Below are 15,734 nucleotides of genomic sequence, written 5' to 3'. Positions count from 1 at the left end.
CGAAAAGGCCGCCGGTGCACAGCTTGCCCCGGCGGCCTAAACGGTCTGCGTGCTAATGCTGAAGCGCCGCTTCGGTGTTCGTCGCGGAGAACTCTCCGAAGGCGCCACGGTACCGCGCCGCGGGGTGGTTCTCCGGAAGCTTGTCTCCGCGTCCAAAGACCTTCGCACGCAGGCTGCCCGGAGCATATTCGCTCTGCGCCAAACCGCGCCGCCGCAGCTCGGGAAGCAGCCCCTCGATGAAGTTGTCATAGGAGCCAGGCAAAATGTGGTTGATGACATTCAGCCCGTCGATCCCCGCATCCTGCCATTCGAGCAGCTTGTCGGTGATCTGTTCCGGGGTTCCCACGATCTGCTGGGCCTTGGCCCGGTAGTGCGCGAGGTCGCGCAGCGTCGGGTTGCGGCCCGGGGTGGAAGCCAGCGCGGCTTCCAGGACGCCTTGGGCGCCCTCGGTTTTCACCTCGCCCAGCGGGGTGTCCAAATCCAATCCGCCCAAATCCACGCCGATGCCTCCACCGATGTGAGCGATGATCGCGTGCGGATCAAGGTACTGGTCGTATTCGGCTTCCAGCGCTTTGGCCTCCGCCTCGGTGGAGCCGACCACGAAGGAAAGGCCTGCGAAGACCTTCAGATCCTCGCGGCTGCGGCCCGCGGCGTTGAGGTTCTGCGTCAACGCGGCGACCTTCTTGGCCACATACGCCGGGTGCGGCGCGAAGAGGAACGTCGCCTCTGCATGGGTGGCCGCGAATTGGCTTCCGCGAGGAGAGGATCCCGCCTGGAAGAGGAATGGTGTGCGCTGGGCGCTGGGAATCGCCTGATGCGGGCCGTCGATCGAATAGATCTCGCCGCGGTGATTGATCTTGTTAATGCGCGCCGGGTCGGCGTAAATCCCAGATTCCTTGTCGGCCTTCAGCGCATCGTCTTCCCACGAGCCTTCCCAGAGCTTGTAAGCGGCATCGACGTATTCCTCGGCCCACCCATAACGGTCGTCGTGGGCCATGAGGTTCTTCGCGCCGAAATTGCGGTGCGAGTTCTCCAGCACGCTGGTCACGATATTCCATGCCACGCGTCCTTGCGAGAGATGGTCCAGCGTGGAGATCTGTCGTGCGAATTGGAACGGATGGGACTGGACGACCGAACTGGTCATCGCCAGCCCGATCTCCTTGGTGCTGGCGGCCAGCGCCGAAAGCAGCACCAGCGGGTCGTGGCTCGGGATTTGCATTCCCTTGCGTGCCAGGGAGGCCCAACCGCCCTCGTGATCTGCGTACAGTCCGGCCACGTCGGCGAAGAACAGGTTGTCGAATTTCGCATCTTCGAGTTTCTTGGCCAGATCCACCCAGAGCCCCAGCTCATGGAACCGGTCCTGTTGCGCTTCCGGATGACGCCACATTCCGCCGAGGATATGGCTAGAAGTATTCATCAGGAAGGCCGAGAGGATGAAGCGTGGTCGTGTTTCGAAGGTACCCATTTTACTTTGCTCCCTTGGCTTCGCCGATTGAGTTCAGGCCGGTCGGAATCGTGCCATTGATGAAGTAGTCGCCTACCGAGCGGGCCTTGAAGGCCACCGGGTTGTGCGTGGCGACGGTGCGTGCGTTGCGCCAGTAGCGGTCCAGCGACTTGCTGGTGGACACCGCCGAGGCGCCGGTGACGTCGAACAGTTCGCTCGTCGCATCGAGCACCAGCTTGGGCGTGATGACGTGTGCCTGCTGCACCGCGATCTCCGCGCGTAGGAAAGCGGCTTCGTCATCCAGGTTCAGCGCCGGGTCGTGGGCGGCATCCAGTTCGCGGGCCGCGGTGACCACAATAGCTTCCGCGGCGTATACGTTCGCCGCAAGCCGGCCCACCAGTTCCTGAATCTGCGGATCGTTGCGGAACAATTCTCCGGAGCCGGTATTGAAGGTCCGGGTGCGGGTTTCCACGATGCGGGCGGCCTCGTCACGCGCGGCCTTGCCGATGCCGACGAGTACCGCAAGCAGGCAAAGCTGGAAGAACGCGGGCTCCAGCGTGGAGGCGACCTTGCGTTGCAGGATATTTGCCTCTTCAACGGGAACCTCGGTAAAAATACCGGTTCCGGTACCGGTCAGCGGCTGGCCGAAGCCGTCCCAGTCGTCAAGGATCTCCACCCCTTCGCCGTGGCGGTCAACGATTGCGTACTGGCGGCCTTCGACGCCTTCGGTGGAGGCCATCACGACTACCCAATCGGCGAAGATCGAGCCGGTGGTGTAGTACTTTTCGCCGTTGAGCACCCAGCCGACAGCGCCCCGGCTGAGCCGGGTGTTGGTGGTTCCCAGCGCGTTGCCACCACGTTCGGTGGCCGCATTGCCGAAGATCTGGCCGGCGAGCACGCGGGGGAACCAGCGGTCCTGGAATTCTTGGGGCTGCAGCGCGATCGTTTCGACAAAGGAGAAGTGGCTGCGCAGCAGGTGGGCGACGTTCGAATCCGCGGAGGCCAATTCGATCAGCAGCCGGAAAAGATGCTCGTGGCTGACCGGTTCCCCGCCGTGGCTGCGCGGCACACGCAACGTGGTGAAGCCGGCGTCCTTGAGCCATTGCACCTGCTCGAAGGGCAGGATCCGCTGCTGCTCGCGCTGCGTAGCGCCCTCGCCCACGCGGGCGAAGACCGGAGCGAAACGCTCAGCCAGGGCCTGGTAGGTGGCTTCGGGACTCAGGGTTTGGCTGAGGTCAATGCTCATGTGCTTCTCATTCCTTGTCACTGGAAATCTGTCTGGGATGAATCTGCCGCTCAGGCGCTGCGCAGGTGCTCGAATTCGCGCAGCACCGCGCCGGGGTTCGCCGCAAGCAGGGTGCGCGTGTATTCATGGCGGGGGTTGGAGAACACCTGCTCAACGGTTCCGGTTTCCACCAGTTCGCCGCGGCGCATCACGCCCACCCGGTGGCTGATCCGTTCGACCACGTGCAGGTCATGGGAGATGAACAGGTAGGTCAATTGCTGTTCGGTCTGCAGCCGATCGAGCAAGTTGAGGATCTGTTCCTGGGTGAGCACATCGAGCGCGCTCAATGCTTCGTCGAGGACCAGGATCTTCGCGCCGCTGGCCAGGGCGCGGGCGATGGCCACGCGTTGGCGCTGGCCCCCGGAAAGTTCCGGCGAGCGCTTGGCGGCCAGTTCCGGGGCGAGGTTCACCTGCGCCATCAGCTCGTTCGTACGTGCTTCGCGCCAGGCTGAATCGCCAAGCCTGTAGTTGCGCATCGGCTCCTGGATGATCGAACGGACCGTTTGCCGGGGGTCCAGAGCCGAGTCGGGGTTCTGGTAAACCAGCTGCGCCTCGCGCCACAGCGCGTAGCGCTGCTTGCCGCCGATTGAGCTGACGTCCTGGCCGTTCACCTCGACGCTGCCCTGGCTTGCGCCAAGCAGCCCCATGATGATTTTAGCCGTCGTCGACTTTCCCGATCCCGACTCTCCGACCAGCGAGAAGGTCGTGCCGCGAGCCACCTCGAAGCTGACCTGCTGGACCGCCTGATGCGCCTTGGAACCCTGTCCAAACTCCTTGCCGAGGTCCGTCACGCGAATCGCCACGTCGCTGATTTCGGCCGTGTCTCGGCGCTGGTTGGTGGCGTACGCCTGGTCGAGCAGGGCCTTGGTGTAGTCATTGGTGCTGCTGGCAATCAGCTCGCGGACCGAACGGTCTTCGAGAACCTCGCCACCATTCATCACCAGCACCCGGTCGGCGATGTCGGTAGCTACGGCGAGGTCGTGGGTGACGAACAGGACGGTGGTCCCCTTCTGCCGGGCCAGGGACACGAAGACTTCAAGCACCGTGCGCTGCACGGTGACATCCAGTGCGCTGGTTGGCTCGTCGGCGATCAGCAGCTGCGGATTCAGCGCGAAGGCGATGGCGATCAGCACGCGTTGCTTCAGCCCGCCGGATAGCTCGTGCGGGTACTGGCTCAGGCGTTGCTCCGCCCGGTCGATCCCGACGCTGCCGAGCAGTTCGATGGCTTTTTCACGCCACCGGTTCTTGGGCACCGAACGGGACGGGTGTAGGCGGAACACCTCGATGAGCTGCGAGCCGATGGTCTTCACCGGGTCGAGCGAGGCGCCCGGGTCCTGCGGGACCAGCCCGATACCGGCGCCCCGGATATCGCGCCATTGACGCAAGCTCAGCGCGGTGACCTCGGTGCCGCCAAAGCGGATGCTGCCGGTGGTGCTGGCGTCCTGGGGAAGCAGCCCGATCAGTGCCTTGGTCAGCGTCGATTTCCCCGAACCCGATTCGCCAACGATTGCCACGATCTGCCCGGCCGGGATTTCGAGGTTGATCCCCTGCGCGGCGAGGGTGCCTTGGGCGTACCGCACCGAAAGATCCTCGATGCGCACGACCGGGTTGGTGCCGGTGTTCTTGGTAGTCATAATCTGATCCCTTCACAAATTTTGGTCCCCGATGCCGGTTAGAAGCGGAATGCCTTGTTGATTGCGCGGCCGAGCACGGCGGTGAGCATCACTGCCGCGACGATCACCAGCCCCGGAAGCGTGGTCAACCACCAGGCGACGGTGAGGTATTGGCGGCCTTCGGAGATCAGCAGCCCCCATTCGGGTGTTGGCGGCGGCGAGCCGAATCCTAGGAAGCCGAGCCCGGAGATCGCCAGGATCGCCGCACCCAGGTCGACCGCCAGCAGGGCGAGCACCGGGCCGATCACGTGCGGGATGATATGGCGGCGCAGCACGGTGAGGTAGCCGCCACCGCTCATCAGCGCCGCTTGCACGAAATCGCGTGAACGTACGCGCAGCACCTCGGTGCGGACAAGCCGCGCGAAGGCCGCGATCGAGGCGATGCCCACACCGAGTCCCAGCGAGAATGGACCGGGTTCGGTCGCGGTGACCAGGATCAGCGCGATCAGGAAGGCGGGAACCGCCAGCACCACGTCGACGAAGCGCATCGCGACCGAATCGGCGAAACGGCCGGCGGTGGCGGCGAGCAGGCCCAGCAGGCTGCCCACCACGCTGCCGATCAGGCAGGCCAGTCCGGCGGTCATCAGCGTCTGGCTGGTTCCGTGGACCACCCGGGCATAGACGTCGCGCCCCAGGTGGTCGGTTCCGAAGGGATGGGCCAGCGATGGTTCCGCGAGCTTCTGCTGCGGCACCCCGGTGAGCGGGTCCTGCCCGGTGAACAGCCCCGGCAATACCGCCCAGGCGAGCAGAAGCGCCAGCGGGAGGAGCACCCACCAGTTCCGCAACCAGCCAAGCAGCGTGGCCTTGGGCGTGGCGCCATGCTCCGGTCGGAGCGCGCTGCCAGTGGCCAGCTCCACGGCCGGGGTGCCCCGTTCGGTCAAAAGACTCATGATCGTTTCCTTTCCCTAGGCTGCCAGCGCGCGAGGCGAACCGGCGTGGGAGGTGATGATGCGTGGATCAAGCTTCGGATGGATCAGGTCGACGAGCAGATTCACCGCGGTAAAGGCGGCGGCGGTGAGCAGCACCAGTCCCTGCACCAGCGGGATGTCCTGCACCGTGACCGCCTGCAGCACCAGCTGGCCCAGTCCGGCACGGGCAAAAACCGTCTCGGTGATAACGGAACCGGCGAGCAGGGTGCCGATGGTGATGCCCGCGATGGATAGCGCCGCCGGGGCGGCGTTTTTCAGCGTGTGCCGGTAGAAGATCCATTCCTCGCTGGCGCCCTTGGCCCGCAAGACATCGACGAAGGGCTGAGTGTTCACCTCGTGCACGCTCTTGATCAGCACCTGGGCGATGGGTGCGCTGAGGTGGATGGCCAGAACGAGGATCGGCACCGCCAGCGAGAGGAACGAGCCGTCCGGGAACAGCGACATCACCCCGAGCTGCACCGCGAGCACCTGAAGCAGCACCAGTCCGAGCCAGAACACCGGGATGGAAATCATCAGCGGTGGCAGATTCAGCAGGGCGTTGCGGACCCGGGTGCGGCGCGACAGGCTGGCGGCGGCGGTCAACGCGACCGCCAGCACCAGCGCCAGGGCGAAGGCGCTACCGGCGAGCAGCAGCGTGGAGCCGATGACCTCGCCTATTCGGGTGGACACCGCCGAGCCGGAGGACAGGGAATAGCCCAGGTCTCCGGTCAGCAGCGCACCGAGCTGGGTGAAGTACTGCACGATCAGCGGCTGGTCATAGCCGTAGTAGGCCTTCATCTGCGCGATCGTTGCCGGATCCGCAGACGAGTCTGCGGAGAGGAAGATCGTGACCGGGTCGTTCGGCAGGGCCTGCACCGCGAGGAAGACCGCGGTGTAGGCCAGCAGGATCACCAGCAGTGCCTGACCGATGCGTTGTGCGATGTATCCACCCATGTTGAGTTCCTTTAGCCGTTGCTCTTCCAGGCGCCCTGGAAGATTGGTGCGGTGCCGGAGGTGAAGTCGATGTGCGCGTCCTTGTTGGCGCCGTACACCTGCACTTCGTCCCACAACACGAGGGTCAATGCCTTGTCCAGTACCAGCGCGCGCTGCTCCTCGCCGATGAGCTCCAGATGCTCTTCTTCGGTGGTCGCCGCCTGCTCGCGGGTGAACAATTCGTTCAGTTCCTTGTCGGCGTTCAGCGTCTGGTTATTTGTCGCCGGCGCGTAGACCGGCCCCAGGCCGCCGTAGGCGAACTGGCGGGTTCCGAAGAATTCGATCTGGTCATCGACCATGGCGTTGGTCAAAAATGAATTGTCCGCAGCACGGTTGACCAGCTGCACTCCGATCTCCCGCCATTGCTGTTCGATCAGCTCGAAGGCTGGCTTGATGACCACGGAGTTATTCGAGCTGGCCACCGTGATTTCAAGCTTCTTGCCGTCCTTCTCACGGATCCCGTCCGCACCAACGCTCCAGCCCGCTTCTTCAAGCAAGGCCTTGGACTTCTCCGGGTCATAGCCGAGCTCGGCAGACAGATCCACGAAGCCCGGTGCCTGGTGGTTGAGGATCGATCCTGCGAGCACATAGCTGTCCGAGAGGACCGTGTCCTTCAGCGCCTGGCGGTCGATTCCCACCTGCAACGCCTGGCGCACCTTGGTCTCGGCCAGCTTGCCCGAACCGATTCGAATCGCGGCATGGTTGGTAGTCAGGTCCACGCCTTGGGCGGCGAAGATCTGCCCGCCTCCGGCGCTGAGCACCTCTTCGTCAACGGGCTGCAGTCCGCGGACCAAATCGACCTGGCCGGACTGCGCCGCGCCGGCCCGGTGGGCAACTTCTGGCAGGTACTTGACGACCAGTTGTTCAAGGTATGCGTCACCCTGGTTTGCTGCGGTTTCCGGGGCCCAGGCGTAGTCATCGCGGCTGGTGAAGGTGACTTCTTCATCTGGCTTTTCGGACTCGAAGACGAACGGTCCGGAACCGACGATCTGCGATATTGCGGTTTGCCCTGCATTGTCCAGTTCCAGTGTGCCCGGGGATACCAGCCCGGCGGTCACCGAGGAGGTGGAGCGCAGGAAGTTCGCATCCGGGCGTTTCAGGGTCACCTTGACCTGGTTCTCGCCGACGACCTCGGAGCTCTTGTAGGCTGAAAAGTCGACGTTCGGTTGAATCTGCGCGGATTTCACGCCTAAGCCCAGCGCGTCCAGATTTTTCTTGACCGCTTCGGCATCCAGGGCCGTGCCGTCCGAGAATGTGACGCCATCACGAATGGTGAAGGTGAATTCGGTCTGTGCCTTATTGGCGGTGAACTCGGAGGCGATCCAGCCTACGAGCTTGCCGGATTCGGTATCAAAATAGGTCAACCGGTCCAGCACCGAGTTCAGCACATTCGCCTTCTCGTAGAAGCGAGCGGCCTGGGTCTGCCAGTTGTTGATCGGGGTTACCTCGGCAAAGGTGAAGGTTCCTCCCTCTACCGGGGCGCCTGCTTCCGCGGAAGCTGCCGGCTCGGAGCTCTCCGCGGTGGATGCGCTGTTGCCGCCACAGGCGGTCAGCGAAAGACCTAGAACTGCGAGTAGTGCTGCGGCCTTCAGGCTCAGTGGTGTGTTGCGCATTTTCTGGTGTTCCTCTCGGTAATTTCCCGAGGATTACGCCGAAATCCCGATCCTGCCGCGGTATTGCGGGGCGGGAAGAAGGCAGACTTCTCCCCTGTGCGGACCGTTGCGAAATCTAGCAATCTCCATCGGTCCTGGCCTTAGCACCGCTCCCTGCCGGGATGGTTGCTGCAACGTCAACGAGCCAGGTCTCTCGGTCGCTCTGGATGGTTATCATTCGGTGTCTTTGCCGAACAATTTAAGTCTGCGCGCGCAGGTGCGGTGTGACCAACCATGACGTTATATACGCGTCACGAAGTCATCCCAATACACACTTTGGGGCAAAAACAGGCCCTGAAGCCGGTCACTAATCGTCATAAGTCAGTTCGTGACGCTGCTGAAAAGATTTCCTTGACAGCAGTATCCCCGGCCCCGCGTGATCAAGGGTGGATTTGCTCGCTCGCCAACGAAACATTCGGGATAAAAGCGAACGGCCAGCCCGAACCTCTCTGGTTCAGGCTGGCCGTTCGCATAGTTCCAGTGAGCGGCCCTACTCGGCGGATACCGGAGTCAGCACTCCTTGGACCAACGGATCCTCGGTGTTCTTCAGGTATTCCTGCAGTCTTGGATCGGAGAACACCTCGATTAGCTTGGCTGCATCGGCAGTTTTGGAGAACTCGGTGCCGAAGATCAGCTTGGAGGCGAAGGTTCTAGGCGGTTCCGGGAACAGGATTCCCTTGTCGCGGCCGACCTTTCCGGCATCGAACTGCGACACGTATCCGATGGCTGCATCCACATCGTCTAGCATGCGCGGCATGGCGAGGAGGTCTGCTTCCTTCAGCTCGAAGCCGCGCGGGTTGTCAACCACGTCGGCCATCTTCGCGGTACGCGGTTCGATGTCGGGGTTCAGGCCGAGCAGTCCCTCGCGCTCCAGGAGCCAAAGCGCTTGCCCCTGGTTGGCGACGTCGTTAGGCAGGAGCAGCGTCGACCCCTCGGGGAGAACCTCGACCGATTCGTAGCGGGTGGAATACAGACCGAAGCCCCATTGGTACAGTTCAACGGTTGGCGTCAATTCCACGCCGGCGGCTTCTGCCGATTGCCGCATGTACCACTCATGTTCAAAGATGGTCGCGTCGAACTGCCCTTCGGCCACGGCGCGGTTCGCCTGGATTGGATCCTGAAGCCCAATGGGTTCTATCTCGATTCCATAATCCGGCGCGATGGTCTCGGCCACGAATTTCAGGATCTTCTCTTCCCCGGCCATTGCCGGTTCAAAATGGACCTTGAAATTCGTTTTGCCGGGCTCGGTGGACGCGAGCGCTGGAGCGGACTTTTGCTGAACCAGCAACGCGCCAAGGACGAGCGCCACAATGGTCGCGCATGCCGCGATGGTCCAAGGCAGTTTCGCGGTGTTTTTACGCAGAGTGAAGCCATGGTCATGGCCTTTGGGTGAAGTCGTCATGTTCTTCTCGTTTGTTCTAGGGCGCTTAGGGGCGGGCCAGCGCGCGGGCGATGCGATCGCCGAGGAATTGGACTGCTTGCACGGTCAGAATGAGCGCAAGGATCGTGGCAAGCATGACATTCATGTCGAACCGCTGATAGCCGTAGGTGACCGCCAGATAGCCGATGCCGCCGGCCCCGATGGTTCCCGCGATGGCCGAATACTCGACCATCGAGATGGTGTTCAGCGTGACGGCGGAGGCCAGGGCGGGCAGCGCCTCACGGATCTGGGTTGCCCCGATGATTTGCAGCGGCGATCCACCGGTCACCAGCCCGACGGCCAGGTTCTCCTTAGGCAGATCATTGAGCGCGTTCTGCACGAGCCGCGCGAAGAAGGGAATGCCCGCAATGGTCATCGGCACCACTGCTGCCCAAATGCCGATGGTGGTTCCGGTCACCCATTTGGTGAATGGAATAATCGCCGCCATCAAGACCAGGAACGGCAATGAGCGTCCCATGTTGACGAACCAGCTCAGTGCCGCATGGCTCTTGTCGTGCGGAAAGAGACCCTGCCGGTCGGTGTTGAACAGCGCCAAACCCATGATGCCGCCAAAAATGATCACCAAGACCATCACGATGCCGACCATTGCCCAGGTCTGTCCATAGGCAGGAAGCATCAGGGCGGGCAGTTCGTTCCATGGGGTGTCGGTACCGACCGCTGCGCTTTCGGTTGGGATTCTCATACCGCCACCTCGATGCGTTCCGCGCGGTCGGCCACACTCGCGAGGAGCTGCTGGGATCGTGGCGTGGCGCGCAATCCCCATCCAGCCAAGACGGCAATAGCTCGTTCTGCGGCAATGCCCGCGAGACCGATTTCAACGCGGCCCAGCGTTCCCTCGTGGTGTGCTTCCACGGAGCCACCGAGCAGCGCGACCCGCGCGCCATGTTCGGTTCCCAGCCGGGATATCCAGGCTGGGTCCACATTTGCCGCCTGGTAGGCCACGGTCAGCGTGAAGTCGTAGCCGGCGGGCACCAGATCGGGGCGCAATGGCAGAAGCTTTGAACCGGTCACCGATCCCGGATCCGCTACCAGGCCTCGAAGTTCGCCGTACTCGGCGATTCGACCGCCATCGAGTTGCGCGACGCGGTCGGCGATATGGCGCACCACATCCATCTCGTGGGTGATCAAGATAATCGCCAAGCCCAAGTCGGTGCGCAGGGAATCAAGCAGTTCCAGCACCTGCGTGGTGGATTCCGGGTCGAGCCCCGAGGTTGCTTCATCGGAGAGCAGCAGACGCGGACGCAGCGCCAGCGCTCGGGCAATGCCCACGCGTTGGCGTTGGCCACCGGAAAGTTCTCCGGGGTACGAATTTGCCCAATCCGCCAGACCTACGCGATTCAGGAGTTCAGCGACCCGGTTTTCCATCTCGTGGTGGACTACTCCCAGGTTTCGCAGCGGCAACGCAACGTTTTCGGCTACCGTCATGCGGCGCAAAAGGGCCGAGTTCTGGAAGATCGTGCCGATGGCACGACGTTCGGCGCATAGTTCTTTGCCAGAGAGCACCGACAAGTCCTTGCCTTCTACCAGGATCTGACCGCTGCTGGGCTTTTCCAACAGCGAGATGCAATGGGACAAGGTGGACTTCCCGGCGCCTGAGGGCCCAACCACCGCGGTGATTGTCCCCGATTGAACGTCCAGGTCGATCCCCTTGAGGACCTCCACACGGCCCTGGGCCGTTTCGTAGTGCTTATGCAGCTGGCGAATCTCAATCATGTGATCGTCCAGATAACGTCGTTTGCATTTGTTCTCCTTGGTGCTGGCACCGCGCAGAGTCTCAAACAGCGACGATCCACGGATTCAGGATGCCGCTGGCTTTCGCCAGGCTCTGAATCTCGGGAACAAAGCCGGTGTTTCAGACTGCTCCATCGGTCCTGGCTGTAGCACCGGCCCCGTGAGGGTGGTTGCTGCGACGTCGTTGAGCCAGGTCTCTCGGTCGCTCTGGATGGTTACCATTCGATAGGTGAATCGAACAGTTTCAGTCTGTGCCCGTGCCCGCTTCGTGAACAACCATGACGTTATATACGCGTCATGAAGTCGACCTCGGTGCGCAGATCGGCGGAAAACCGGCCATAAATGCGCGACTCACCCGTCATATGTCGCCACGTGACGACGCTGAATTCGCATCTTGACTCAGGAGAACTCGGCGGGTGCGAGGACGCCCCTGGGCCTGAACGCAAAGCAAGCTTCCAGAACCGAAAGGTGGAGATGAATTAGGTGCCTGGAAGCTAGCTGCGCGGCCAGACCACTTCGAAGCGTTCGCACACGATCCGCTCACCGGGCACGCCGGTCATTGCCGGTTCCCACTGCTTGGCGAAATCTGCCTGCTGCGTCCGTTTCCAGAACTTTTCGTGTTCCCGGCGCCAGCTGGCCAGACTACGGTCATCCTCGCCCTCGGCAAAGGCAAAATCTGCATCCACCTGGTCGAATGATTTCAGCGTCACCTCGCTGGTACGCAGGATAATTTTCGGTGTCCCGGAGCCGTCGCAGGCGATCCAGTGCGAACCGACCCGCGGAAGCGGTTCGTTCTCGGCAAGGTACTCGTTTTCAAGGCTTGAGGTGGCACGTTTCTGCCCGTGGGTTACCTGATGCAGCAGTGCCTCGGCGAGCTCAGCGCTGTCTCCGAAGTATTCCACCACGTAGTCGCCCGGATCGGTGGCACAGCTGTTTCGGTAGTCAGCCCACATTTGCGCGGCGGCGGCGAGATCTACCGGGGGCAGCTCGGAGGTAGGTTCATTGCTCATTCTCCTAGCCTAAACGCAGTCCGGCCACCGAAGCTGCTGTATTCGGTGGCCGGATCGCTGGCTGCCGCGGTGGCGGCATGCCCTCCGAAGCCCTTGAGGCGACGGCGGTGAATCCGACGCTAGTGAAGTCTTCACCTGAGCGTAATGAGCGACAAGCATGCGCGGTGACGCGTGTCACAGCCTAAGTCTCAGGTGCTTCTCCCGTAAATTGGCGCTTGCTTCATCCCCACCTTTTCAGGAGATCAAAGTATGTCACGAGCAAGTACGAGAGCTATCGCCAGCGCCGCGGCACTGGCGCTGGGACTGGGAACTTTCACCGCCCTTCCGGCCAGCGCCGATCCCAGGGCGACCGACAAAACGCCTACGGCCAAAGGCAGCGGCGGCGCAGTCTCCTCCGTAGACCCGGAAGCGACCGCCGCCGGAATCGAGATCCTGCGCAAAGGCGGCAACGCGGTTGATGCGGCGGTCGCAACGGCGGCCGCGCTGGGCGTGACCGAGCCTTATAGCGCGGGCATCGGCGGCGGCGGCTACTTCATGTACTACGACGCGAAAACCGGAAAAATCAGCACCATCGACGGCCGGGAGACCGCACCGGCAGCAATGCCCCAAGATGCCTTCATCGATCCGGAAACCGGCGAGCCCTACAACTTCACTCCCGAACTGGTGACCAGCGGCGTGGCGGTCGGCGTGCCCGGCACCCTGGCCACCTGGCAGCGCGCGCTGGACAATTGGGGTTCCCAAAGCCTGAAGAAAGTTCTGCACCCAGCCACCCAGGTAGCTTCACGCGGCTTCGTTGTCGATGAAACATTCCGCGAACAGACCCTGGATAACAAGGAACGCTTCGCGACCTTCGGCTCCACCAGCGAGCTATTCCTGCCCGATGGCGATGCGCCGCACGTTGGCAGCATCTTCAAGAACCCGGATCTTGCCCAGACCTACCGGTTGCTGGCGAAGCAGGGCCCCTCGGCGTTCTACCAGGGCGAAATGGCCGAAGAAATATCCCAGACGGTGCAGGCTCCGCCCACGTCCGCGGACACCGAACTCCCGGTTCCGGCTGGCTATGTGAGCACCGCCGATCTCGCGGACTACGAGGTCGTGGAGCAGCAGCCAACCCAGGTCAGCTACCGCGGCCTCGATGTTTACGGCATGGCTCCATCCTCCAGCGGAGGAACCACCATCGGTGAATCGCTGAATGTTCTCGGCGAGTTCGACCTCGCCGGCATGGAGCGGCCCACCGCGCTTCATCACTACTTCGAGGCGACAGCCCTGGCCTACGCCGACCGTGGCAAGTTTGTCGGCGACCCGGCCTTTGTGGATGTTCCCACCGAAATCCTGACCGACAAGCTCTTCGGCGTCGACCGGGCGTGCGCGGTAAACCCCGAACAGGCCGCGGAGAAACCGGTGGCTCCGGGCGATATCGAGGGCTATGACGGAGTGTGCCCGGCGGCAACCAGCGAGCCGGTGGTTGAGCAGGATACCGAGAATATCTCCACCACCCACCTTTCGGTGGTGGACCGCTGGGGCAATGTCGTCTCCTACACCCTGACCATCGAGCAGACCGGAGGTTCGGGCATCGTGGTGCCCGAGCGCGGCTTCCTGCTGAACAACGAGCTGACCGATTTCTCCACGGTGTACGATCCCGCCGACCCGAACCGGATCGAGCCGGGCAAGCGTCCGCGCTCCTCGATGGCGCCCACGATCGTGCTGCGCGATGGCGAACCGATGCTCGCCATCGGCTCCCCCGGCGGCTCCACCATCATCACCACGGTGCTGCAGACCCTGGTGAACCGCATTGACCTGGGCATGGATCTGAGCGAAGCCATCGCGGCCCCGCGCGCCTCGCAGCGCAATACCGCGGCGGTGACGGCGGAGCCCGAATTCATCGAGGCCTATGGGCCGGCGCTTGAGGCTTTCGGGCACAAGCTCACCGCCGCCGGTGATTCCTTCACCCCGCAGGCTGAGATCGGTGCGGTGGAGGCGGTGGAAATCGCCGCAGACGGGACCTTGATCGCGGCGGCTGAACCAAACCGCCGCGGAGGCGGTTCGGCCATGGTGGTGAACCCGGCCAAATAGCCGTTAAAGCCAGCGAGTCCCCGCGGAATTCAACATTTCGCGGGGACTCGCTGGCTTTGCTAGCGCTTGATCTTCAAGGATTTAGGCCTTGGTGGCCAATCGGTTGGAGATCTTGTACTGGGCGGCACGGTGGGTGTCCTTCACCCGGTCACCTTCACCGAAGAGCTTGTGGCGCAGCGAGCCCTCGGTGTATTCGGTCTTGTAGACCCCGCGTGCCTGCAGCTCCGGAACCACGTACTCGACGACGTCCTCGAAGGTGCCTGGAGTGACAGCATAGGCCAGGTTGAAGCCATCTACGTCGGTGTATTCAACCCAGTCGATGAGCTTCTCGGCAACCTCGGCGCCGGAACCGACGGAGACCGGACCGAATCCGCCCACGCCGATCCATTCGGCCAGCTGGCGGATGGTCCATGGCTTGCCGGTATCACCGCTGGCCTTCTTGAAGGTTTCCACCGAGGACTGGATGGCGTTGGACTTCACGTCGTCGCCAATCACGTCATCTGGTCCGTAAGCGGACATGTCGATGCCGGTCCAACCGGAAAGCAATGCCAGCGCGCCGTCGATATCCACGTAGGAGCTGTAGTCCTCGAACTTTGCCTGGGCAAGTTCCGAAGTTTCGGCGGTGATGATGGTCTGCATGGCGAAGATCTTGATGTCGTGGCGGCCACGGCCTGCGGCTTCGGCAGCGTCGCGGATTTTGGCGACCGCTTCTTTGAGCAGGTCACGGGTTGGGCAATTCACGAAGATCGCTTCGGCGTTCGACGCGGCGAATTCGGTGCCGCGCTTGGAGGCGCCGGCTTGGTAGATCACCGGGGTGCGCTGCGTGCTTGGCTCGGTGATGGCGATGCCCGGAACCTTGAAGTACTTGCCCTCGTGATTGATCGGGTGCACCTTGGAATGGTCGGTGTAGACGCCGGATTCCTTGTTGTTCTGCACCGCGTCCTCTTCCCACGAGCCTTCGAGCAGCTTGTAGACCACTTCGAGGTACTCATCGGCGTGGTTGTAGCGTTCGTCGTGCTCCATCTGGTCTTCTTGGCCCATGTTTCGGGCGGCCGATGGCAGGTAGCCGGTGACCACATTCCAGCCCACGCGGCCGTTGGTCAGGTGGTCCAGGGTGGCCAGGCGGCGCGCGAAGGCATAAGGGTGCTCATAGGCGGTACCCGCGGTGACGCCGAAGCCGAGGTTCTCGGTGACCGCGGCCATCGCGGAGACGAGCATCATCGGGTCATTGACCGGCGCCTGCGCACCGCTGCGCAGCGGAGTTTCGTTGGTGCCCTTGTAGACGTCGTAGGTGCCCAGCACATCGGCGAGGAACAGGCCGTCGAACTTGCCCTTTTCCAGCACCTTGGCCAGGTGGGTCCAGTAGCCCAGGGTGTTGTAGGTCGACGCCTTGTCATCCGGGTGGCGCCAGAGGCCCGGCGACTGGTGCACCACGCAGTTCATATCGAAGGCGTTAAAAAGGATTTCGCGCTTGTTCTCGCTCATTGGTGTGCCCCTATCCATAGAAGAAATCTGGTTAGTCTA

Annotated in this window: 12 protein-coding genes and 2 riboswitches; of the genes, 1 reads left to right on the top strand and 11 read right to left on the bottom strand. The window is 62.6% G+C overall.

Translation table 11 applies throughout. The features are described from left to right. Positions 1–52: 52 nt before the first annotated feature. The 10 genes from ACT3UQ_RS00920 to ACT3UQ_RS00875 all read right to left on the bottom strand — a co-directional run bounded on the left by ACT3UQ_RS00920 (position 53) and on the right by ACT3UQ_RS00875 (position 12,137). A complete protein-coding gene (locus tag ACT3UQ_RS00920; protein ID WP_105553526.1) occupies positions 53–1,465 on the bottom strand; it encodes an NtaA/DmoA family FMN-dependent monooxygenase in 1,413 nt (470 codons plus the stop codon). 1 nt (position 1,466) lies between these two features. Beyond that, positions 1,467–2,690, bottom strand: coding sequence for an acyl-CoA dehydrogenase family protein (locus ACT3UQ_RS00915; RefSeq protein ID WP_105553527.1), 1,224 nt, complete (start codon positions 2,688–2,690; stop codon positions 1,467–1,469). A gap of 50 nt (positions 2,691–2,740) precedes the next feature. Beyond that, a complete protein-coding gene (locus ACT3UQ_RS00910; protein WP_105569766.1) occupies positions 2,741–4,363 on the bottom strand; it encodes an ABC transporter ATP-binding protein in 1,623 nt (540 codons plus the stop codon). Positions 4,364–4,401: 38 nt separating this feature from the next. After that, positions 4,402–5,292 carry an ABC transporter permease gene (locus ACT3UQ_RS00905; RefSeq protein ID WP_444636348.1) on the bottom strand — a complete coding sequence of 297 codons (891 nt, stop codon included), beginning with the start codon at positions 5,290–5,292 and terminating at the stop codon, positions 4,402–4,404. Between the two features lie 15 nt (positions 5,293–5,307). Continuing rightward, complete coding sequence (locus tag ACT3UQ_RS00900) at positions 5,308–6,264, bottom strand: ABC transporter permease (RefSeq protein ID WP_105649869.1); 957 nt, start codon at positions 6,262–6,264, stop codon at positions 5,308–5,310. An 11-nt stretch (positions 6,265–6,275) separates the two neighbouring features. Then, entirely contained in the window at positions 6,276–7,916 is a 1,641-nt protein-coding gene (locus tag ACT3UQ_RS00895) for an ABC transporter substrate-binding protein (protein WP_444636347.1), read from the bottom strand. A 122-nt stretch (positions 7,917–8,038) separates the two neighbouring features. Further along, positions 8,039–8,129: riboswitch (SAM riboswitch) on the bottom strand. 316 nt (positions 8,130–8,445) lie between these two features. Beyond that, complete coding sequence (locus tag ACT3UQ_RS00890) at positions 8,446–9,357, bottom strand: MetQ/NlpA family ABC transporter substrate-binding protein (RefSeq protein ID WP_096285684.1); 912 nt, start codon at positions 9,355–9,357, stop codon at positions 8,446–8,448. 25 nt (positions 9,358–9,382) lie between these two features. Beyond that, complete coding sequence (locus tag ACT3UQ_RS00885; RefSeq protein WP_096285686.1) at positions 9,383–10,078, bottom strand: methionine ABC transporter permease; 696 nt, start codon at positions 10,076–10,078, stop codon at positions 9,383–9,385. Beyond that, a complete protein-coding gene (locus ACT3UQ_RS00880; RefSeq protein ID WP_096285688.1) occupies positions 10,075–11,109 on the bottom strand; it encodes a methionine ABC transporter ATP-binding protein in 1,035 nt (344 codons plus the stop codon). Before ACT3UQ_RS00880 ends, ACT3UQ_RS00885 begins: the two co-directional genes overlap by 4 nt. A 146-nt stretch (positions 11,110–11,255) precedes the next feature. Further along, positions 11,256–11,345: riboswitch (SAM riboswitch) on the bottom strand. A gap of 276 nt (positions 11,346–11,621) precedes the next feature. Beyond that, positions 11,622–12,137 (bottom strand): ASCH domain-containing protein, encoded by a 516-nt coding sequence (locus tag ACT3UQ_RS00875; RefSeq protein WP_096285690.1) that lies wholly within the window; start codon positions 12,135–12,137, stop codon positions 11,622–11,624. A 249-nt stretch (positions 12,138–12,386) separates the two neighbouring features. On the opposite strand from ACT3UQ_RS00875, the gene ggt reads away from it, so the two are divergent. Further along, on the top strand, positions 12,387–14,210 hold the full coding sequence (gene ggt / locus ACT3UQ_RS00870) for a gamma-glutamyltransferase (protein ID WP_105569770.1): 1,824 nt from the start codon (positions 12,387–12,389) through the stop codon (positions 14,208–14,210). A gap of 81 nt (positions 14,211–14,291) precedes the next feature. Here ggt and ACT3UQ_RS00865 read toward each other — a convergent pair whose 3' ends face one another. Continuing rightward, complete coding sequence (locus tag ACT3UQ_RS00865; RefSeq protein ID WP_096285694.1) at positions 14,292–15,695, bottom strand: LLM class flavin-dependent oxidoreductase; 1,404 nt, start codon at positions 15,693–15,695, stop codon at positions 14,292–14,294. Between the last annotated feature and the right edge of the window lie 39 nt (positions 15,696–15,734).

It is taken from the genome of Glutamicibacter sp. AOP12-B1-11 (assembly GCF_052379245.1).
GTDB lineage: Bacteria > Actinomycetota > Actinomycetes > Actinomycetales > Micrococcaceae > Glutamicibacter.
This window is presented reverse-complemented; position numbering and strand designations above follow the sequence as displayed.